Origin of the sequence: Christiangramia gaetbulicola (assembly GCF_003054225.1) — a bacterium.
GTDB classification, from domain to species: domain Bacteria; phylum Bacteroidota; class Bacteroidia; order Flavobacteriales; family Flavobacteriaceae; genus Christiangramia; species Christiangramia gaetbulicola.
In genome coordinates this window covers 1,340,495-1,361,761 of record NZ_QBKQ01000001.1, presented here as the reverse complement: position 1 = coordinate 1,361,761, position 21,267 = coordinate 1,340,495, and the positions used below count along the sequence as shown (strand labels likewise).

Below are 21,267 nucleotides of genomic sequence, written 5' to 3'. Positions count from 1 at the left end.
CGCGTAAAAAACTGAAAATCAAAGCAATGAGATGTAAGAATACACGGAATTTTCTTATTTATAATTTCTTAAAGTTTGTTATTATTTTCCCAAAAAAATATACCTCAAATAGATTAACCTTTAGATCTATTAAATTTTAAAATTACCTTTTACCCAAATCGCATCTACACAATTAATACCATCAATAGCCGTAGAAATGATTCCACCAACATAACAAGCACCTTCCCCACAGGTATAAAGAACTTTTACCTGCACATACTCAAGAGTTTCATGATCACCAGGTATTAAAACCGGTGATGAAGTTCTACTTTCCGGAGCGTGCAGCACCGCATCATTGGTATAATAACCCTTCAGCTTTTTACCGAATTACACAAAAGCCTTTTGTAACCTGTGAGCGAGAAGATCTAATAAAACCTTATTCAGATCTACACTTACGATTCCTGACTGATAGGAAGTTTTCGGAAAATCCTTTGAAATTCTACCTTTCACAAAATCCTTCATACGCTGCGCTGGTACCTTCTGGGTTTTCCCGTCAGCTTCCCAGCAGTTCTTTCCACTAATTTTTGGAAGCCCAGACAAACAAAAGGATCGTCTGGCTTGTAATTAGGAAAATCTGATGGCTCAATGCTCACACAATTCCGGAATTAGAATAAGGATCATTCCGCTTGCTCGGTCTCCAGTCATTGGTCACCACTTCCTCCTGATCTGTAGTACAAGGAGCGATGATGCCACCGGAACACATACAAAAAGAGCAAACAGCTAATCCTTCAACCTGCTCCACCAGACTATACAAAGCCGGAGGCAAATAATAATTTTCATTATCACCGTAATACTGAATCTAATCTATCAGTTTTTGCTGATGCTCAATACAAACACCCAAAGCAAAAGGTTTAGCTTCATCTTAATATTCCTATCATGCAGAAGATAAGAAATATCCCGGGCCGAGTGCCCTGTTGCCAGGATCACTTCAACAAAAGAATACCACTTTGCAATCATATTAAACTCCTTAAAGATCCTTTAAAAGGAACATTAAAAGCAAAGGCTCTAAAGCATCGTATAGTTGAGAACATTGAGATCTACGGCAACCTGGTAAATTCCAGAAAAACGGGAACTTCCAATGGAAAATATCTGTATTTCGGGATTTTCTTTGATGTTGACGGGGATATTTTTGATGTAGTGATCTTTCCAAAAGTTACAGAAAAATACACACTTAGAAATTAAGGTATCTAACTATGTTAAGGAAAAGTGATGCACAATCTCGGTTATATTTCCCTAGATATAAAATGGATCTCAAGGCAGCCTACTCAAACAGATCCAAGGCTGGTGGGTACATGATTTAAAGTTAAGCTACCTATTAAATAATAAAATCAAGAGCATTAGACCTTTCCTAATAAGGTAGTTGTTTTAATTGCCGATCAAAAGTACTATAATCATAAAATTCATTAAAAAAATATTATATCAATTAATCAGGGATAACTGTAATAGTTAATTCAGTAGAATCTGTACATACCACACCACCAACTTCATTCCTTAAAGTATAAACAGTTGTAAATTCTCGATAGGGATTTTGATTAAAAGCTCTTAATAATTCCGCTGCTGTAGGAGCGAAAGTTCCATCTCGGCTTACTCCCTCATCTAATAATGTTTTATAAAGAGGCTCTACATCGCCTACGTCATTGACCAATGCATCCACTTCAGAAAAAGTATATGTCCTTGAGTTATTGTAACCTGCATTTACTTCACAAACTGGATTATGTTGCGGAGGAATGCAGACATTATAACTTAAATAAGTTGATCTGTTATTTCCGGCCATTTCATGGCCAATCCAACTTATATACTTTTGGCCATTCTGGTCTACAAAAGTAACTCTTGCAGCTAAAACAAAGTAGCTAGAAACTTCATATTCAAAATCAACTTCAGTAACATAAGGATAAGTCAGTTTTTCTAATTTCCCCGGAATTACACCTCCATTATTAATAGGAAGTCCATTCTCATCATCAGCATGCATAAACCTGATTTCTGTAATATAAAATCCCGTTTCAGCTGTGAATTTCACATTAGCTATGTTACCATCATCAGAATTGCTTACAGTAACATTTCCCAATAATACTCCCGAATTTTCAATTCCATAAATCGAAGGAATACAAACATCATTGATATCTAAATTTGCAGTTTGAATTTGATCTTCGTTAAAGTTCAGTTCGTCATTATCTAAGGTACACCCCAAGAATAATAGCCCCACCAACACGGTGAAAAAATAATAATTTCTCATAAGAAACTGGTTATTAATGTTTTTCACGATAAAATTACTAATTAGATTTAGGTAATTTTACCGCCAGGTCCTATTTTCGTTAAAATGAACTATTATATCTTTTAACAACCAAAATTCTTGAAAATGTGTCTTTAAAGATGTAAGAAATTGAGGAATTTTCTTATTTATAGATTTTTAATCTATACTATGATTTTTGCCGAAAATTTGTATGATCTAAAACTCACTATTTAGGCTAAAAAATTATTGGGACAGTTAAAGTGCAGTATACTTCATCGAGATCGCATCCACACAATTAATACCATCTATAGCCGCAGAAATGATCCCGCCAGCGTAACCGGCACCTTCCCCGCAGGGATAAAGACCTTTTACCTCCACATGCTCAAGAGTTTCAGGATCACGAGGTATTAAAACAGGCGAAGAAGTCCTGCTTTCCGGAGCATGTAATACCGCATCGTTCGTATAATAGCCTTTCAATTTTTTACCGAATTGCACGAATGCCTTACGTAACCTTCGAGCGATAAGATCTGGTAAAACCTTATTCAGGTCTACACTTACGATTCCCGGCTGATAGGAAGTTTTAGGGAAATCCTTTGAAATTCTACCTTCCACGAAATCCTTCATACGCTGAGCCGGAACCTGCTGAGTTTTCCCGGCTGCTTCCCAGCAGTTCTTTTCCACTAATTTCTGGAAGTCAAGACAAACAAAAGGATCGTCTGGCTTGTAATCAGGCAGATCTGATGGCTCAATGCTCACCACAATTCCGGAATTAGAATAAGGATTATTCCGCTTGCTTGGGCTCCACCCATTGGTCACCACTTCCTCCTGGTCTGTAGCACAAGGCGCGATAATTCCACCGGGACACATACAAAAAGAATAAACCCCCAATCCTTCCATCTGCTCCACCAGGCTATAGGAAGCCGGAGGCAAATAAGGATTTTGATCATCACCGTGATATTGGATCTTATCTATCAGTTTTTGCTGATGTTCTATGCGAACACCCAAAGCAAAAGGTTTAGCTTCTATTTTGATATTCTTACCATGCAGCAGGTAAAAAATATCCCTGGCCGAGTGCCCTGTTGCCAGAATCACTTCATCAAAAGAATACCACTTTTCAGCATTGACCTCTATACTTTCTATATGGTTGTCCTTTAATTTAAGATCGGTGAGTTTGGAATTGAAATGAACTTCTCCACCTGCCTCGATCACCGCTTCACGCATGGCGGTAATGATCTTAGGTAATTTATTGGTTCCAATATGTGGATGCGCATCCACGAGAATATCGGGATCGGCACCAAATTCTACAAACCACTCCAGAGCCTTAAGCACATTTCCACGTTTCTTAGATCGCGTATACAATTTTCCGTCTGAATAAGTTCCTGCACCTCCTTCACCAAAGCAATAATTAGATTCAGGATTTACGATTTGCTCCTTATTGATCTTCGCAAGATCATGCCTTCTGGCTCTAACATCTTTTCCGCGTTCAAAAACAACAGGTTTGAGTCCGGCTTCGACAGCACGAAGTGCAGCATATAAACCAGCAGGTCCGGCACCAATAATGGCAATTTCTTTAGCTTCAGCAACATCTTGAGGCACGAATGGTGGGATAACCTTCTTTTCTTCCCCATATTTCCATATTTCGACCTGAAGATTGAACCGTACAGGTTTGTTTCGGGCATCTATAGAACGCTTTCTAATTCGCCAGTCCCCGATATCATCCTTCCTGATTTTCGATTTCTGAACCACTCTATTCAGCAAAAGATAATGATCCTCCAGTTCGTGTGGCAAAGCCGTGATTTGTACCAATGTGCTCATAGGCCTCAAAGATAAGACGGATTTTCTCTAAAATTTCAATTTACCTAATTTCAGAAAAGCCTCTCTTTCCTTATCTATTTCTTAGAATCATATATTTGTAAAAAAAAGAATGTCTCTAAAGAAGCTATTAGAAGAAAAAGGATATCATCGAATCAAGATGAAATTCACCAAAACGAATCATCTCGAGGTGGTAGCCAAAATAAACGATATTGAAGGTAATTTTATCCTGGATACGGGTGCTTCCAGCACCTGCGTGGGAATTGAAGCTATAGAACATTTCGATCTGCTTTCAGAAGACAGCGATATTAAAGCTGCCGGCGCCGGAGCTACAAATATGCTTACGCAGGTCTCCCAGAAGAATAGCCTGCAAATAGATAAATGGAAAAAGAAAAAGGTGGATCTGGTGGTTTTCGACCTTAAACACGTGAACGAAGCATTAACCAATCATAAGGCCGAAAAAGTACACGGAATAATAGGTGCCGATATCCTCAAAAAAGGGAAAGCCGTAATAGACTACAAAAACAAAGCTCTATTTTTGAAATAAGGGAAAAATCCCCTTTGACTCACTTTCTTATTAAACCTAGATTTGAGTGTTTTAATAATAAAAGGAAATATCATCAAAACTAAAGCACACTCGCAGATCCTATTTGTAATCCTAGCCATTCTAGTAGTAAGCACTTTAGCTTTGAATATTATTCGTTTGTTAGTTTTGTTTTAATTTCGTTAGAATAAAAAAGGGGTCCGAAATTTCGGACCCCTTTTTTTATTTATTATTCTCTGGAAATATTTATAATTCCAGAGCTCTTTTTACATCATTATCCATTAATAACTCTTCAGGATTTTCCAGTGCTTCTTTAACCGCTACCAGGAATCCAACAGATTCTTTACCATCAATAATTCTATGATCATAAGATAAGGCCACATACATGATAGGTCTAATCTCTACATGCCCATCGATCGCAACCGGTCTTTCCACGATATTATGCATTCCAAGGATCGCACTTTGTGGAGGATTAATGATTGGCGTTGAAAGCATAGATCCAAACACACCACCATTAGTAATGGTAAAAGTACCTCCAGTCATTTCGTCTACCGTGATCTTTCCATCACGAGCTCTTAGCGCAAGTCGTTTAACCTCTGCTTCCACTCCGCGGAAACTTAAGTTCTCTGCATTTCTAATTACCGGAACCGTAAGTCCTTTAGGTCCGGAAACAGCAATACTAATATCTTTATAGTCATAGCTCACCTGGTAATCTCCATCTATCATGGAATTCACCGCAGGATATTCGTCTAATGCACGAATAACGGCTAAAGTGAAGAAAGACATAAACCCAAGACTTACCCCATGCTTATCCTTAAACTCTTCTTTATATTTCTTTCTTAGTTCGAAGATAGGAGACATATCTACTTCGTTAAAAGTAGTTAGCATCGCCGTGTCGTTCTTAGCGCTTACCAGACGTTCTGCCAGTTTACGACGGAACATGGACATCTTCTTCTTCTCTTCTCCTCTGGATCCTGTTCCCGGAGTTCCCATAGAAGCTTTAGCTTCCACAGCATCCTCTTTAGTTACACGACCATCTCTTCCGGTTCCTTTAACATCTTTTGAAGAAATTCCTTTTTCATCAAGGATCTTTTTAGCCGCAGGAGAAGGACTTCCCGTAGCATAAGTATCCTGTTTTTGTTTAGGAGTGCTGGATTTTGAAGGCTCTTCAGTTTTAGCATCAGCTTTTTCACTATCCTTCTTATCTTCAGTCTTTTCCTGACGTTCTTTTTCTTCTTCTTCAGCAGGTTTGTCGTCTTTACTATCTCCGCCACCCGGCTTTTCAGCTTCGGTGTCTATAAGACAAACTACTTCACCAACCTCAACCACATCGCCTTCTTCAGCCTTAAGAGTGATGATACCACTAGCTTCTGCAGGAAGCTCCAGGGTAGCTTTATCACTATCAACTTCGGCTACTGCCTGATCTTTTTCAACGTAATCCCCGTCTTCTACCAGCCACTGGGCTATTTCAACTTCAGTGATGGATTCCCCGGGTGAAGGAACTTTCATTTCTAAGGCCATGATTGTTATCTATTTAGTCTCCTGAATTCTCAGGAAAATGATTCTTAATTATTTTCTTCTTCTTTTAAATTCTTGTCAAAAACACTATTTATCACACGCTCGTGACGTTTCTTGAAACGCACTGAACTACCGGCAGCAGGCGATCCGTAGAATTTACGGCTGCATACCCTGAACTTGCGCGCCTCTTCAAAATGTAGCAATAAGTGACCATAAGCCCCCATATTTCTAGGTTCTTCCTGAGCCCAAACTACATCATCAGCATTTTTATACTTCTCCATTATCTCTCTCATTTGTGAGCTAGGCAATGGGAATAATTGTTCTATTCTTACCAGAGCGATATCGTTTCTATCATTATCCTCTCTGTGTTTTAGCAAATCATAATAGAATTTACCGGTACAGAAGACAAGTGTTTCTACCTTATCCACATCAGCTTCTGAATCATCTATAAGTGGCTGGAAGCTTCCGTTGGCAAACTCTTCTTTGGTAGAGATCACTTTTGGATGACGAAGAAGACTTTTCGGCGTGAAAATAATCAGAGGTTTTCTGAATTCAGCCTTCATCTGTCTTCTTAAAATATGGAACATGTTTGCCGGCGTTGAAATATCGGCCACGTACATATTATCCTTAGCACAAAGCTGAAGGAAACGCTCCATTCTACCTGAAGAGTGTTCTGCTCCCTGACCTTCATAACCATGAGGCAGTAACATCACCAATCCATTCTGTAATTTCCATTTATCCTCTGCTGCAGAAATATACTGGTCTATCATGATCTGGGCTCCGTTCACAAAATCTCCGAACTGAGCTTCCCAGATCGCCAGTGTAGTTGGGCTCGCCATGGCATAACCATAATCGAAACCTACCACTCCATATTCTGAAAGCAATGAATTGTAAATAAAGAAATCTCCGTCTCTGTCTTTTATATTGTTGTGAAGAATAATCTCTTCCTCACTATCTTCTACTTTAACCACGGCATGACGGTGAGAGAAGGTTCCCCTTTCCACATCCTGACCGCTGATCCTCACATTATATCCTTCAGTCATTAAAGATCCATAAGCAAGATGCTCGGCCATAGACCAGTCCAGCTTATTATCTTCGAAATACATTTTCTTTCTACCATCGATGATCTTCTGGATCTTTCTCATGAACTTTTTACCTTCCGGTAATTGAGAAATAGCTTCAGCTACCTTATCCAGTTTTTCCAGGTCGAACGTGGTATCCACGTCTTTCATCATCTCATCTTCCTGCACATTCTGGAAGCCATCCCATTCGTCCTGCATAAAAGGAGTGATCCTGGTAGTTTCTTCCTTTCTGGAATCTTCCAGCTTCTCCTCTAGCGCTGCTTTATAGGTATCCTCAAGTTTCTTTAGATACTCATCATCGGCAACACCTTCTTTTTTCAGCTTTTCAAAATATATATCCCGGGCATTCTCATGTTTCGAGATCGCCTTATATAATTTTGGCTGAGTAAATCTTGGTTCATCACCTTCGTTATGACCATATTTTCTATAACCAAGAAGGTCTATGAATACATCTCTTTTGAATTTCATCCTGAAATCCAAAGCGAAAAGTATCGCGTGTACTACCGCTTCAGCATCATCTGCATTCACGTGCAATACCGGAGAAAGCGTTACTTTCCCCACATCTGTACAATAAGTTGAACTTCTTGCATCCAGATAGTTTGTGGTAAAACCAATCTGGTTGTTTACCACTATATGTATGGTTCCGCCGGTTTCATAACCTTCCAGCTTCGCCATTTGTACTAATTCATAAACGAGTCCCTGCCCTGCGATGGCGGCATCTCCGTGAACGAGAATAGGCAGTACTTTAGAATTATCTCTTTCGTAACGTCTGTCCTGTTTTGCACGGGCAATTCCTTCTACCACAGCTCCTACTGTTTCCAGGTGGGAAGGGTTAGGCGCGATATTGATATTTATTTCCTTACCGGTATCTGTAGTGCGGCAGGAAGTCCATCCCAGGTGATATTTCACATCCCCGTCAAATATATCCTGCTCGTAATCCTTTCCGTCGAATTCGCTGAAAATATCCTTGGCATTCTTTCCGAAGATATTGGTAAGGGTATTTAATCTCCCACGGTGGGCCATTCCCATCACAAATTCTTCAACGCCAATTTCAGCAGCTTTTTCTATAAGCGCGTCCAGGGCAGGAATTAAACTTTCTCCACCTTCCAGTGAGAAACGCTTTTGACCGACATATTTTGTATGTAGAAAAGATTCAAAAGAAACCGCTTCATTCAGCTTCTTTAAGATCTGTTTCTTCTGAGTTTCATCAAATTTTGGATGATTCTCATTTACATTTAATTTATTCTGAATCCACTCGATCTCCTCAGGCTTTCGAATATACATATACTCTATCCCGATAGACTCACAGTAGATCTTTTCAAGGTGCCTGATGATCTCTTTAAGAGAAGTTGGCCCAATGCCCAGAATATCTCCTGCATTGAACTTGGTATCAAGGTCACTCTCTTCAAGACCAAAATTGGAAATTTCCAGGGTAGGAGTATATTTTCTACGCTCCCTAACCGGATTGGTTTTGGTAAATAAGTGTCCTCTTGTTCGGTAACCGTCAATTAAACGAATTACCTGAAATTCTTTTATAACGTGTGCTGGTATATCTCCTTCAGCAAAATCTACAGGAGCTTCACTTAATACCTCTTCAGAAACGCCATCTTGTTGCATTCCAAAGTCGAATCCCTGGAAAAAAGCCCTCCAACTGGGCTCCACACTATCAGGATATTTTAAGTATTGATCGTAAAGTTCTGCGAAATATGCAGTATGAGCAGCATTTAGAAATGAAAATCTATCCATAGAATTGAAACAAATGTTTCTTTTGTTTTTGAAAACATAGCAAAAATACAATTTTTAAAAAAAACAGCTTGTAAGCATGAGTAGAATTCTCTATAGCATTATAGGAATTTTAACAGTAACTGTAAATGAAGTTATTGTAAGCTGATAATAAGAATGTAAGGATGATAATTATACCTGTCGCTCCATGAGCATTTTTCCGAAGTTGCGTAGCGGTAATTTTTTTGCTTCAGGTAATTCTATTTTATCAAGGATCTTAAAGGCCTTATCTGTATAATTTTCAATCTCCCTGCGGGTAAGTTCGGCGGCACCACTACTTTCAAATAGGGCTTTTACCGCTTCTATCTTTCCGGAATTTTCTGCCGGAGAAATAGTATACAAATGTTCTAATTGCATCGCCTCACTTTTGTTAGCCAGCTCCAGGGTCTTTAGATAAAGAAAGGTCTTTTTGTTTTCGATGATATCTCCACCAGGTTGCTTCCCAAAGGTTTCAGGATCTCCAAATGCATCCAGGTAATCATCCTGAAGCTGAAATGCAATACCCAGCAATCTTCCATATTGATAGATAGCTTCTTTGCAAGCTTTCGAAGTCTGAGCGACGATCGCCCCCATTTGTAATGAAGCACCTACCAGGACAGCGGTTTTATATTCGATCATCTTAAGGTAATCATCGATACTTACATTATCCCTTGTTTCAAAATCGATATCATATTGCTGACCTTCACATACCTGAATGGCAGTTTTAGTGAATAAAGATGATAATTCCTTGAATGTTTCTCCTTCGTAATTTTCAAAAAGCTGATAGGCGTTAATGAGCATGGCATCACCAGAAAGGATACCGGTATTAATATCCCACTTTTCATGTACGGTCTCCTTCCCTCTTCTAATTGGCGCATCGTCCATAATATCGTCATGCACCAAGGAAAAGTTATGAAAAACCTCGATCGCCAAAGCAGCATCTAAGGCCTTTTTGTAGTTGCAGTCAAAGATCTCTGTTGCCATTAGAACCAGGACAGGACGTAAACGCTTTCCGCCTTGTTCAAGGATATAAACCATTGGTTCATATAAATTAGCGGGTTCTTTTACTTTGATCTTTTCGTGTAGATAGTCGATTACGGCTTCTCTATACTGGGAAATGGCAAGCATGAAAAAAAATTTTCCGCTAAAATACCATAAATGCTAGTAATTCAAATTTTAAGCAGATGTTAAATAATAGTAAAACTTTGGAAACTATTATGGTTTTTAAAGTTTCCATATTTACTTTTGCCAAAAATTATTTGTTAGTGAGAGATGCCATTTTAAATACTGCCGCTGAGATGTTTCTCAATTATGGCTTTAAGAGCGTGACCATGGATGATATTGCTGAAAAGCTTGGTATATCAAAAAAAACGATTTACACTCACTATTCTACTAAAAGCAAGCTCGTACTTGCCACCGGCCATCATGTTTTTGAGAACATCAATTGCGGGATCGAAAAAATAAGAGCGAAGAAACAGAATCCTATCAAAGAGAATTTCGAGATCAAAAGATTTGTAATACATCATTTGAAGGATCAGAAGACCTCCCCTCATTTTCAGCTAAAGAAATATTATCCCAAGGCATTTGAAAGTCTTAGAACAAGACAATTTGAATTGCTGGACGATTGCGTTACAGATAATATAAAGAGAGGTATCGAGACGGGTTACTACAGGAAGAATATGCCTATAGATTTTATTAGCCGTATCCATTTTGTTGGAATGATGGGAATAAAAGATACAGACGTTTTCCCTATAGAAGAATACAGTCACTCCATGCTCATGGATTATTTTACCGAATATCATCTGCGTGCCATCTGCACCCCAAAAGGAATAGAAACATTAGAAGAGATTTTAAATGAAAAATAGGTCAGTAAAGATTTTTAGCTTCTTGATCCTGCTCGCTTCAGGATTATTCGCCCAGGAAGAAAGCTCAAAAAATTACCGGTTTTCTATAGAGGAAGCTATAGAATTTGGAATTGAAAACAATTATCAATCCCAGATCGCAGAAAAAGATGTACAGATCGCATTGAAGCAAAAATGGGAAATCATTGCCCAGGGGCTTCCGCAAATAGATGGTGCGGTAGATTATCAGAATCTCCTGAAACAACCGGTCACTTTATTACCGGCAGCAGCTTTTGATAATACACAAAGCACTATAGATATTGTACAGGATTATTTTGATAATGTAGAAAGAAATGACACCCCGGTAGATGCTCCGGAAGGTTTTATCCCGGTGAGATTTGGAACCAAACAAAGTGTAAATGCTACCGCCACCTGGAGGCAGTTGATCTTCGACGGATCTTATATCGTAGGGATACAATCTGTGAAAACCTTATTACAGATCTCCAAAAATGCCAAAACCAAGACCGACCTGGAGATAAAAAAATCTGTCATAAGCGCTTACGGAAATGTACTACTGGCTGAAGAAAGTGTTGATATACTTGAAAAGAATGTGGCCACGGTTCAAAAGAATTATAACGACACCCAGAAGATCTATGAAAATGGTCTTGCCGAGCAGGAAGATGTTGAGCAACTGGAAATTACTCTTTTAAGACTTAAAAACAATCTTAGCCGAAGCGAGAGAATGCGCGAGATCGCATATGAATTGTTGAACCTGAGTTTAGGGATCCCGGTAGAAGACCAGGTAACCCTTACCGATGACCTCAATGGCCTGGCCATGAAATATTATGAGCCGGCAATTCTAGAAAGAACCATACCTATAGAAGAAAATATCGATTATCGTATTGCCAAGAATTCTGCTGAGTCTGCGCAAATTCAGGTAAGACTTCAAAAAGCCAAGGCTTTGCCTACCCTTTCTGGATTCGTGAATTACGGTTACCAGGGATTTGCAGATAAATTCACTTTTCTTAATAGCGACCAGGAGTATTATGGGCAATCCATTTTAGGAGTGAGCCTGAATATTCCAATTTTCAGCTCCGGGATGAGAAGTTCCCGGACGCAGCAGAGAGAGCTGGAATATGAACAGGCGTTGCTTGATCTTGAACAGACCGAAAATGATGTGAAACGCCAAATCAATATGGCTAAAAGCGAATACGAGTTCAGCATAGAGAGTTATCAGAATGCGGTAAGAAATCTTGAATTGGCCGAAAGAATAGAAAACAAAAACCAGATAAAGTTTTTTGAAGGGATCGCCAGCAGTTTTGAACTTACCGAAGCGCAAAGACAATTATATACTGCCCAGCAGGAATATCTACAATCTATGCTGGATGTGATCACCGCAAAAGCAGAACTTGAAAATTTACTGGATACAAGAAGTTATAACGATGAAAACTAATCTCCCATTTATACAGAAGAACATGAAAAAATTTATACTACTATTTGGATTGCCCCTTGTCCTTATTTCCTGCGGTGGAGACGCGGAAACCAAATCTATAGACGAGGTACTGGAAAGTGAAGATCTCAGCCAGATAAGAGCAAAAAAATCTGAACTCAGCACCGAACAGGCCCAGATCGCCGAACAAATAGATCGCTTGGACGAAGCCATTAAAAAGTTAGATAAGAATAGGAGAATGGACCTGGTAAATGTCCATACTATCCAGGATACCCTATTCAAACACTACGCAGAAGTGCAGGGTAATGTTGCTACAGATGAAAACATCATAATCTATCCTGAATTTTCGGGAATTCTAACCGATGTTCGGGTGAACGAAGGAGACATGGTTTCTAAAGGACAGGTCCTTGCCCGTATTGATGACGGAGGACTGCAAAACGAACTAGCCCAACTGGAAGCTCAGGAAAGACTTGCCAAAACCACCTATGAAAGACAGGAAAGACTTTGGGAACAAAATATAGGTTCAGAAATGCAGTACCTGCAAGCGAAAACCAATTATGAATCTTTACAGAGTTCAGTTAACAGGTTGAAGTCGCAACTGGATAAGACCGTAGTTAGAGCTCCTTTTAGCGGAGTGGTAGATGATGTAATCAGCGAGCAGGGCGAAGTGGTGAACCCTGGACAGAACCAGCTTTTTAGAATAATTAGTCTTGATAATATGTATGTGGAGGCCGATGTTCCCGAAAATTACCTGAGTAAGATTTCGAAGGGAACTGAAGTAAAGGTAAATATCGGATCTGTAGGGCGTGAATTTGAAGGAAAGATCAGCCAGGTTGGAAATAACATCAACCCGAACAACAGGACTTTCAGGATCGAAGTTGCCGTACCAAACGAAAAGGGACTCATTAAGCCTAACCAGATCGCCACGATCAAATTGAACGATTACACTTCAGAAAATGCTATCGTGATCCCGGAAAGCAGTATTCAGAAAAATGCCCAGGGAGAAAACATAGTATATGTACTGGAGCAGGAAAATGATAAGAATTTTGGCGTTGCTAAGAAAGTGGTTGTTGAAACCGGACTGGTCTATAATGATTCTATCGAGATCAAAAAAGGACTTGAAAGCGGACAAATCTTAATTACCGACGGGGCGAAAAATATACGCGACGGTCAGGAAGTTAAATTCAGAAAATAAGCAGAATGAAATTAGATAAAGAATTCAAACTCTCTTCCTGGGCGATAGACAACAAGATGACGGTGTACGTGATCATCGCCATTATTATGATAGGTGGTTTACTTTCCTATTATAGCATGCCGCGGGAATCTTTTCCTGAGATCATAGAGACCAAAATATATGTGAGTTCCATTAACCCGGGTAACTCGGCAGAAGACGTTGAGAAATTTATCACTGAACCCCTCGAGGAAGAATTCAATGATGTTGGGGGTGTTAAGGAGATCAGCTCCACTACCCTTCAGGATTATTCACTGGTTATCGTAGAATTTGAAGAAGAGGTAAATGTTGATGTCGCCAAACAAAAGATAAAGGATAAGGTAGACCTGGTTAAAGCAGAAACCACCTGGCCGACGCTGGACAATGGCGCTAAGGTCGAGCCTAACGTTTTTGACCTCAACCTATCGGAAGAACAACCTATCCTGAATATCAACCTTACGGGTGATTATACCGTACAGCAGCTGAAGGATTACGCTGAATATCTCCAGGAAAAGATCGAATTACTTCCGCAGATCAAAGAAGCCAGTATTCGCGGAGCTGAAGATATGGAGGTGGAGATCGCCGTTGATATTTATAAAATGAGCGCTTCCGAAGTTAGTTTTCAGGATATTATAAGCGCGGTTAGTGCCGAAAACAGGACAATTTCAGGAGGTAATATTATCACCAGCGGAGTTCAGAAGAATATCAGGATCATTGGAGAGATCGAGGATCCGGCAGAGCTAAGGAATGTCGTGGTAAAAAGCGACGGAGGAAATATCTTCCTTAAAGATATCGCTGAAGTTAATTTTCAGGAAAAAGATGCAACCACTTACGCGAGAGAATATGGCGAGCCGGTAGTCATGCTCGATGTTAAGAAGCGAAGCGGAAAGAACATGATCGAGGCGGTAGATGAGATCAAGGAGATCATCAAGACCGAGCAGGAAGAATATCTCCCGGATTCTTTAGACATAAGCCTTACCAATGACCTATCTACCGATACCCGTAACCAGGTAAATGACCTGGTAAACAACATTATTTTCGGGGTGATCCTGGTAGTACTGGTGTTAATGTTTTTCCTGGGCTTTAGAAACTCGCTATTCGTAGGATTGGCGATTCCACTGTCTATGTTCCTTTCTTATATCATACTTTCCAGCCTTGGTTATACCCTGAATACCATGGTGCTTTTTGCACTGGTAATGGGTCTGGGAATGCTGGTAGATAACGGGATCGTTGTTGTGGAGAATGTCTATACCCTGATGGATGAAGGCTGGCCAAGAAAAAAAGCGGCGAAACAAGGACTTGGTGAGATCGCCTGGCCTATTATCGCATCTACCGCAACCACTTTAATGGCCTTTTTCCCGCTGGGATTATGGCCTGGAACCATAGGAAAGTTCATGGTGATCTTCCCTATCACCTTGTCTATCGTATTAGGTTCCTCTCTTTTTGTCGCTTTGATCATTAACTCCATGCTAACCTCGCAGTTCATGAAGACCGAGGAAGGCAGGATCTCTAAAAAGAGATTGATCAGGATAAGTATTATTATGGTGGTGATCGGTGTTGTATTACTCGTTTCTGGGTACCTGGTAAAAGTAGGAGCACTAAGAGCCCTGGGTAATTTATTCCTTCTGGGCGCAATATTAATGTGGTTCTACAAATATGTACTTTCGGGAGCGGTAAAATACTTTCAGTTCAAGTCACTTAAAAAACTGGAGAGCAATTACGAACGTTTTCTAAAGTTTGCCTTAAGGGGGAGAAAAGCATATGGTTTCTTCTTTGGAACACTGCTTTTATTATTCCTTTCTTTTGTATTGATAGGACTTGTACAGCCAGACGTTCTGTTTTTCCCGGAAAACCAGCCTAAACAGGTGATCACTTATATTGAATATCCTGAAGGTACCGATATCGAAAAGACCAATGAGCTTACCAAGAAAGTTGAGGAGCAGATCTTTGATGTAATTGAAAAATATGAAGATGAGGACGGCTACAACTTCATGGTGGAATCTGTTATTTCACAGGTAGGTGAAGGTGCCGGAAACCCTCAGACAGACGGTGGCCAGCAAAATGAAATGCCTCACAAGGGTAAGGTCACTATCGTTATGCGGGAATTCAAGAAACGTCGTGGTGTGGAAAGTTCGCAGGTTCTGGCTGAAGTTCGTAATGCAGTTAATGAATTTCCAGGTGCTTCTATACAGGTTGAAAAAGACGCAGCAGGACCTCCGGCAGGTTACCCAATAAACATTGAATTAAAAGGTGAGGATTATGAGACCATGCTTGCCGAAGCTGAAAATCTTAGATCTTATATCCAGGAATTAAGCATTCCGGGGATCGAGGAACTTAAGATTGACGTGAACAAGTCTAAACCTGAACTTGATGTAAGAGTCGACCGAAGAAAAGCCGGTCAGCTTGGGGTTTCTACCTCACAGGTTGGACAAACTTTAAGACGTGCGATCTATGGTGAGGAAGTTTCAACATACAAGGAAGGTGATGATGATTATGAAGTTAATGTTCGTTTTAATGAAGAATTCAGGTATAACGAAAATGCACTTTTCAACCAGCCAATAACCTTTAAAGATCAAAATTCAGGGCAAACCAGGCAGATCCCTATCTCCTCTTTGGTAGAGACAGAGGTAGCCTCTTCTTTTAGCTCCATTAAACGAAAGGATCTTAAACGAGTGATAACGGTCTATTCTAACGTGCTTCAAGGTTACAACGGGAACCAAATCGTAGAGCAATTAAAAACCGCTCTTAAGAATTACGAGATGCCAGAAGATATTAGCCTTGAGTTTACCGGAGAGCAGGAGGAGCAGCAAGAAAACATGAATTTCCTTTTAAAAGCACTTCTTATTGCGCTTGGTGGAATTCTGTTGATCCTCGTAGCTCAATTCAACTCGATCTCCAAACCTATCATTATTTTGATGGCGGTGGTACTGAGTCTTGTAGGTGTATTCCTGGGACTAATAATCTTCCAGATGGATTTCATCATCATCATGACCATGATGGGAATCATTTCGCTGGCAGGTATCGTTGTTAACAACGCGATCGTTCTAATAGATTATACCCAGATCCTGATAGATCGTAAGAAAAAGGAGCTGGAACTTGAGGAAGATGAGCTTTTAACCAGAGCACAATATTTCGAGGTTATTGTTAGAGGTGGTAAATCAAGGTTAAGACCGGTATTGCTTACTGCGATCACCACGGTTCTTGGCTTGATCCCGCTGGCAGTAGGACTTAATATAGATTTCTTCGGGTTAATTACAGATTACGATCCCGGAATTTATATTGGAGGTGACAACGTTATCTTCTGGGGACCACTGGCATGGACGGTGATCTTCGGGCTTGTATTCGCCACTTTCCTTACCCTGGTAGTAGTACCGGTAATGTTCTACCTGGTGAACAGGGCCAAGGTGAAGTTCGCAGATAAACGTAAAGAAAGGGAACTGCAAAAAGCCTGATAACAAAAAACCCCGAAGCGATGCTTCGGGGTTTTTTGTTGAAATATTAATTTCTCTTTATTGATTGCTCACTAATGAACTTTCGTTTTTCCAGCTGTTCACACTTGCGATTACGCTATTTTGATAGTCCACTTCAGTAAGTTTATCTTCAGACCAGAAAAACCATTTTCCGTCTTTTCTACCATTTTCGTAATGCGCGATGGCTGCCTTCTCACCATTTTGGTCGTAAGAAACCCATTGTCCGTGGAGTCTGCCGTCCTTGTACGTACCTTCCTGTCTAACACTTCCATCTTCATAATAAAACGTTCCTTTAATTAGATCTCCCTTTTTCTCAAAGGTAGGTTCAGGGGATTTATCCTGGGCTAATGCAGTTCCTCCTACTAGAAATACCGCTGCCAAAAATATGTTCTTTATAGTCTTCATAGCTCTTTTCAGTTAACGTTAATATTACAAATATACCAAAAGTTTACAAACAATCAATATTTACGTAACATTAAGTTAACATTGGAGTGCTTTTTAACTTGTTTTCAAACAATTACGTAATGAACATTAGGTAACATTGAAATAAAATCGAATAATTTTTAAGCAGGAAAGGTTCAGTAAAAGTGTTTAACTTCTTACTTTTGTGCCCATTCTAAATTTCAAGGATAACATGTACAGAAGTCATACCTGCGGTGAACTAAACGCACAACAGATCGGTAACAAAGTAACCCTTTCAGGATGGGTTCAAAAAGTTAGAAATAAAGGTTTTATGATCTGGGTAGATCTTCGTGATCGCTACGGTTTAACCCAGTTAATTTTTGATGAGGAACGCTCCTCCAAAGAGCTTATGGAAAAGGCTGGAAACCTGGCTCGTGAGTTCGTGATCCAGGTAGAAGGAACGGTGATAGAAAGAGAGGCGAAAAACCCGAATATGGCTACCGGAGAGATCGAAGTACTGGTTGATGACTTCAAGATCCTTAATTCTTCTAAAACCCCTCCTTTTACTATTGAAGATGAAACCGATGGTGGGGAAGATCTTAGAATGAAATACAGGTACCTGGATATTCGTCGTAACCCGGTTAAGAACAAATTAATGTTCCGCCACCAGGTAGGAATGAAGGTGAGAAATTACCTTTCTAACCAAGGTTTTATTGAAATTGAGACACCTTACCTTATAAAATCTACTCCAGAAGGAGCTCGTGACTTTGTAGTACCAAGCAGAATGAACGAAGGTCAGTTTTATGCCCTTCCTCAATCTCCGCAAACCTTCAAACAATTGCTGATGGTTGGCGGAATGGATAAATATTTCCAGATCGTTAAGTGTTTCAGGGACGAAGACCTTAGGGCAGATCGCCAGCCGGAATTCACCCAGATAGACTGCGAGATGGCCTTTGTGGAGCAGGAAGATATCCTGAATATTTTCGAAGGTCTTACCATGCATTTGCTTAAGGAGATCAAAGGTGTAGACGTAGCCGAATTCCCAAGAATGACTTATGATGAGGCCATGAAAAAGTACGGGAACGACAAACCAGATATTCGTTTTGGGATGGAATTCGCAGAACTTGATGACCTGGCAAAGAATAAAGGATTCAATGTTTTCGATCAGCAGGAACTAGTGGTTGGAATTGCTGTTCCGGGTGCTGCTTCTTTCACTAGAAAAGAGATCGATAATCTTATTTCCTGGGTTAAAAGACCACAGATTGGGGCAAACGGACTGGTTTGGGCAAAATATAATGAGGACGGAACTCTAAAATCTTCTGTAGATAAATTCTATTCTCAGGAAGATCTTGCTGCCTGGGCAGAAGCTACCGGTGCAAAACCGGGAGACCTTATGCTGGTTATGGCTGGAGATGCTGCCAAAACAAGATCTCAGCTTAGCGCCTTAAGAATGCATTTAGGAAATGAGCTTGGATTAAGAAAAGCTGATGAATTCGCGCCATTATGGGTTGTGGATTTCCCACTTCTGGAATGGGATGAAGAGACCGAAAGATTCCACGCAATGCACCACCCGTTTACTTCTCCTAAAAAAGAAGATTTCGCGCTTCTGGAAACAGAACCTGGAAAAGTACGAGCAAACGCATATGATCTTGTATTGAACGGTAACGAAATTGGAGGTGGATCTATAAGGATACACGATAAGGAAACTCAGTCCCAGATGTTCAAATATCTTGGATTTACTCCTGAAGAAGCTAAAGCACAATTTGGATTCCTAATGGATGCTTTCCAGTATGGAGCTCCGCCACACGGTGGGATCGCTTTTGGTTTCGACAGGCTGGTAGCAATTCTTGGTGGACAGGAAAGTATTAGAGATTTCATCGCCTTCCCTAAAAATAACGCGGGGCGTGATGTAATGATAGATGCGCCTGCAAAACTTGATAATGATCAACTGGACGAATTACATCTTCAATTGAAATTATAAATATTTAATCCCGCGTGTTGCGGGATTTTTTATATTCATAAGCTAATTAATAGACAGTGGCGAAATTCAGGAGGTCTTGGCTACATAAGTTTTTGACCTGGAAATCCAGGAACCTATCTCACAGGCAATTCTTAATGTTCTTAAGTGCCCTGATAGGTTTTGTTGCCGGTATCTTCGCGGTCATCATTAAAAACCTTACGCATTTAATCCAATCATTGCTGGAAGGTGAATTTATCGTGAGATACCACGACGCGTTCTATTTTATCTTTCCGGTTATAGGTTTATTGCTGGTTTACCTCATCATAAAATTCGTCCTGAAACGAAAGGTAGGACACGGGATTCCTACTACCCTGTATGCTATTTCCCGGCAGAAAGGGATCATGAAACGATTCCAGATGTATGCCTCTGTCATCACCGCACCCATAACAGTAGGTTTTGGTGGTTCGGTAGGGCTTGAGGGACCTACTGTTGCTACCGGAGCATCGTTAGGCTCTAATATTTCCCGACTGTTCCTGATGAATCAGGCATCCAGAACATTGCTTATTGGTTGTGCAGCTGCCGGAGCGATGTCCTCGATCTTCAAAGCACCTATTGCAGCGATCATTTTTGCCATAGAGGTATTTAGCCTTGATCTAACCCTGGCTTCCCTCCTGCCGCTTTTACTGGCGTCTGTTTCGGCAATTATCACCTCCTATTTTTTCTTCGGAAGCGAGATCATCCTCCCATTTAAACTGGAAGATGCCTTTACTCTTTCTGAAGTCCCTTATTATATATTGTTAGGAGTACTAGCCTCTGCCTGTTCCATATACTTTTCAAAAGTATATTTTGGATCCACGAAGCTTCTGGCGAAAATATCCTCCCCATTCGTGCGGCTCATTCTTGCAGGTCTTGGTCTGGGAGTTCTAATTTATTTTATCCCGCCCCTGTATGGAGAGGGGTATAACGTTATTAACAACCTGCTTCAGGAAAATTATATAGAAGCGCTGGGAACAAATTTATTCAATGCCTACCTGGAAAATATCTGGGTAGTAATCCTTCTTCTGGCCGGCCTGGTTATATTCAAGATCATTGCTTCCTCGCTTACTTTTAGCGCCGGTGGTGTAGGTGGTATCTTTGCCCCGGTGATGTTCATGGGAAGTGCTATGGGTCACTGCTTTGCCCTTTTTATAAATAATATTTCAGTATTAAAGCATCAGATATCGGTAAGCAATTTTACGCTTGTAGGAATGGCCGGACTCATGGCGGGTGTCCTACATGCCCCGCTCACGGCGATTTTCCTTATAGCTGAACTTACTCACGGTTACGAACTTTTTATCCCGTTAATGATAACGGCAGCGATCTCTTATATGATCACCAGTAAATTTCAGCCTCATTCTGTTTATACCATGGAGCTGGCACAAAGAGGAGACCTGCTTACCCATGATAAAGATCAAACCGTGCTTACCTTAATGAATATTCGCCAGGTTATTGAAAAGAATTTCATCCCGCTGGAAATAGAAATGAACCTGGGTGATGTTATCCATAAAGGAGTGGTAAAATCATCCCGGAATATCTTTCCTGTAATCGACGAAAATCGTAATTTCATGGGTATCATATTATTAGATGATATTCGGCCTATCATGTTCAATGAAAAGCTTTATGATGAAGTAAAGGTGCAGGACATTATGCAACAGGCTCCTGAGATCATCGATCTTGAAACCGATAGAATGAAAATGATCATGAAAAAATTCCAGGAAAGCAATGCCTGGAATTTGCCGGTTGTGCAGGAAGGAAAGTATATTGGCTTTATCTCTAAATCTAAAATGCTAACAGCCTACAGGAAGAAATTAATAGAAGTTACCGTTTAGTTCTATTTTCTTTCAAATTGAATACTAAATTTGCCTAAGCTTATCCAGGCAAGAATAGAAACTCAAAATTCGAATTACCG

At 40.2% G+C, this 21,267-nt stretch carries 17 protein-coding genes; 8 read left to right on the top strand and 9 right to left on the bottom strand.

Going from position 1 to position 21,267, the window contains the following annotated elements; genetic code table 11:
- Positions 1-129: 129 nt before the first annotated feature.
- Genes C8P64_RS16705 through C8P64_RS16695 form a run of 3 tightly spaced genes read right to left on the bottom strand, consistent with a single transcriptional unit; the run spans position 130 to position 805 of the window.
- On the bottom strand, positions 130-327 hold the full coding sequence (locus tag C8P64_RS16705; protein WP_341476485.1) for a hypothetical protein: 198 nt from the start codon (positions 325-327) through the stop codon (positions 130-132).
- Between the two features lie 39 nt (positions 328-366).
- A complete protein-coding gene (locus tag C8P64_RS16700; protein ID WP_341476484.1) occupies positions 367-579 on the bottom strand; it encodes an FAD-dependent protein in 213 nt (70 codons plus the stop codon).
- Positions 580-628: 49 nt separating this feature from the next.
- A complete protein-coding gene (locus C8P64_RS16695; RefSeq protein WP_341476483.1) occupies positions 629-805 on the bottom strand; it encodes an FAD-dependent protein in 177 nt (58 codons plus the stop codon).
- Positions 806-915: 110 nt separating this feature from the next.
- On the opposite strand from C8P64_RS16695, the gene C8P64_RS16520 reads away from it, so the two are divergent.
- Positions 916-1,221, top strand: coding sequence for a hypothetical protein (locus C8P64_RS16520; protein WP_170106613.1), 306 nt, complete (start codon positions 916-918; stop codon positions 1,219-1,221).
- 241 nt (positions 1,222-1,462) lie between these two features.
- On the opposite strand, the gene C8P64_RS06185 is transcribed toward C8P64_RS16520, so the two are convergent.
- Together C8P64_RS06185 and C8P64_RS06180 are read right to left on the bottom strand one after the other, a co-directional pair.
- Positions 1,463-2,272, bottom strand: coding sequence for a hypothetical protein (locus tag C8P64_RS06185; RefSeq protein WP_108171144.1), 810 nt, complete (start codon positions 2,270-2,272; stop codon positions 1,463-1,465).
- A 252-nt stretch (positions 2,273-2,524) separates the two neighbouring features.
- Positions 2,525-4,084 (bottom strand): NAD(P)/FAD-dependent oxidoreductase, encoded by a 1,560-nt coding sequence (locus tag C8P64_RS06180; RefSeq protein ID WP_108171143.1) that lies wholly within the window; start codon positions 4,082-4,084, stop codon positions 2,525-2,527.
- 109 nt (positions 4,085-4,193) lie between these two features.
- Between C8P64_RS06180 and C8P64_RS06175 the strand changes: the two genes are divergently transcribed.
- Positions 4,194-4,628, top strand: coding sequence for a retropepsin-like aspartic protease (locus C8P64_RS06175; protein WP_108171142.1), 435 nt, complete (start codon positions 4,194-4,196; stop codon positions 4,626-4,628).
- Between the two features lie 243 nt (positions 4,629-4,871).
- Here the strand turns inward: C8P64_RS06175 and odhB are convergent, their stop codons facing one another.
- The 3 genes from odhB to C8P64_RS06160 form a co-directional block, all read right to left on the bottom strand.
- Positions 4,872-6,146 carry a 2-oxoglutarate dehydrogenase complex dihydrolipoyllysine-residue succinyltransferase gene (gene odhB, locus C8P64_RS06170; protein WP_108171141.1) on the bottom strand — a complete coding sequence of 425 codons (1,275 nt, stop codon included), beginning with the start codon at positions 6,144-6,146 and terminating at the stop codon, positions 4,872-4,874.
- A gap of 44 nt (positions 6,147-6,190) precedes the next feature.
- Positions 6,191-8,971, bottom strand: coding sequence for a 2-oxoglutarate dehydrogenase E1 component (locus C8P64_RS06165; protein WP_108171140.1), 2,781 nt, complete (start codon positions 8,969-8,971; stop codon positions 6,191-6,193).
- A 168-nt stretch (positions 8,972-9,139) separates the two neighbouring features.
- Positions 9,140-10,114 carry a polyprenyl synthetase family protein gene (locus C8P64_RS06160; protein ID WP_108171139.1) on the bottom strand — a complete coding sequence of 325 codons (975 nt, stop codon included), beginning with the start codon at positions 10,112-10,114 and terminating at the stop codon, positions 9,140-9,142.
- 56 nt (positions 10,115-10,170) lie between these two features.
- On the opposite strand from C8P64_RS06160, the gene C8P64_RS06155 reads away from it, so the two are divergent.
- The 4 genes from C8P64_RS06155 to C8P64_RS06140 are packed head-to-tail and all read left to right on the top strand — an operon-like array spanning position 10,171 to position 16,939.
- On the top strand, positions 10,171-10,851 hold the full coding sequence (locus C8P64_RS06155) for a TetR/AcrR family transcriptional regulator (protein WP_341476482.1): 681 nt from the start codon (positions 10,171-10,173) through the stop codon (positions 10,849-10,851).
- Complete coding sequence (locus C8P64_RS06150) at positions 10,841-12,280, top strand: TolC family protein (protein ID WP_108171138.1); 1,440 nt, start codon at positions 10,841-10,843, stop codon at positions 12,278-12,280. The genes C8P64_RS06155 and C8P64_RS06150 overlap by 11 nt, the downstream gene beginning before the upstream one ends.
- Positions 12,270-13,472: an efflux RND transporter periplasmic adaptor subunit gene (locus tag C8P64_RS06145; protein ID WP_245889662.1), complete on the top strand. Its 1,203-nt coding sequence runs from the start codon at positions 12,270-12,272 to the stop codon at positions 13,470-13,472. The genes C8P64_RS06150 and C8P64_RS06145 overlap by 11 nt, the downstream gene beginning before the upstream one ends.
- Positions 13,473-13,477: 5 nt before the next feature.
- Complete coding sequence (locus C8P64_RS06140) at positions 13,478-16,939, top strand: efflux RND transporter permease subunit (protein ID WP_108171137.1); 3,462 nt, start codon at positions 13,478-13,480, stop codon at positions 16,937-16,939.
- A 57-nt stretch (positions 16,940-16,996) separates the two neighbouring features.
- Here C8P64_RS06140 and C8P64_RS06135 read toward each other — a convergent pair whose 3' ends face one another.
- On the bottom strand, positions 16,997-17,362 hold the full coding sequence (locus C8P64_RS06135) for a toxin-antitoxin system YwqK family antitoxin (protein ID WP_108171136.1): 366 nt from the start codon (positions 17,360-17,362) through the stop codon (positions 16,997-16,999).
- Between the two features lie 229 nt (positions 17,363-17,591).
- Between C8P64_RS06135 and aspS the strand changes: the two genes are divergently transcribed.
- Both aspS and C8P64_RS06125 read left to right on the top strand, forming a co-directional pair.
- The gene (gene aspS, locus C8P64_RS06130) at positions 17,592-19,340 is read left to right on the top strand and encodes an aspartate--tRNA ligase (protein ID WP_108171135.1); all 1,749 of its coding nucleotides are present in this window, start codon (positions 17,592-17,594) and stop codon (positions 19,338-19,340) included.
- Positions 19,341-19,396: 56 nt separating this feature from the next.
- A complete protein-coding gene (locus tag C8P64_RS06125; RefSeq protein ID WP_108171134.1) occupies positions 19,397-21,187 on the top strand; it encodes a chloride channel protein in 1,791 nt (596 codons plus the stop codon).
- Positions 21,188-21,267: the final 80 nt, after the last annotated feature.

Excerpts from the sequence above, each read along its gene's own strand:
- C8P64_RS16520 (WP_170106613.1), top strand. The coding sequence starts at position 916 with ATGCAGAAGATAAGAAATATCCCGGGCCGAGTGCCCTGTTGCCAGGAT.
- C8P64_RS06185 (WP_108171144.1), bottom strand. The coding sequence starts at position 2,272 with ATGAGAAATTATTATTTTTTCACCGTGTTGGTGGGGCTATTATTCTTG.
- C8P64_RS06180 (WP_108171143.1), bottom strand. The coding sequence starts at position 4,084 with ATGAGCACATTGGTACAAATCACGGCTTTGCCACACGAACTGGAGGAT.
- C8P64_RS06175 (WP_108171142.1), top strand. The coding sequence starts at position 4,194 with ATGTCTCTAAAGAAGCTATTAGAAGAAAAAGGATATCATCGAATCAAG.
- odhB (WP_108171141.1), bottom strand. The coding sequence starts at position 6,146 with ATGGCCTTAGAAATGAAAGTTCCTTCACCCGGGGAATCCATCACTGAA.
- C8P64_RS06165 (WP_108171140.1), bottom strand. The coding sequence starts at position 8,971 with ATGGATAGATTTTCATTTCTAAATGCTGCTCATACTGCATATTTCGCA.
- C8P64_RS06160 (WP_108171139.1), bottom strand. The coding sequence starts at position 10,114 with ATGCTTGCCATTTCCCAGTATAGAGAAGCCGTAATCGACTATCTACAC.
- C8P64_RS06155 (WP_341476482.1), top strand. The coding sequence starts at position 10,171 with ATGTTAAATAATAGTAAAACTTTGGAAACTATTATGGTTTTTAAAGTT.
- C8P64_RS06150 (WP_108171138.1), top strand. The coding sequence starts at position 10,841 with ATGAAAAATAGGTCAGTAAAGATTTTTAGCTTCTTGATCCTGCTCGCT.
- C8P64_RS06145 (WP_245889662.1), top strand. The coding sequence starts at position 12,270 with ATGAAAACTAATCTCCCATTTATACAGAAGAACATGAAAAAATTTATA.
- C8P64_RS06140 (WP_108171137.1), top strand. The coding sequence starts at position 13,478 with ATGAAATTAGATAAAGAATTCAAACTCTCTTCCTGGGCGATAGACAAC.
- C8P64_RS06135 (WP_108171136.1), bottom strand. The coding sequence starts at position 17,362 with ATGAAGACTATAAAGAACATATTTTTGGCAGCGGTATTTCTAGTAGGA.
- aspS (WP_108171135.1), top strand. The coding sequence starts at position 17,592 with ATGTACAGAAGTCATACCTGCGGTGAACTAAACGCACAACAGATCGGT.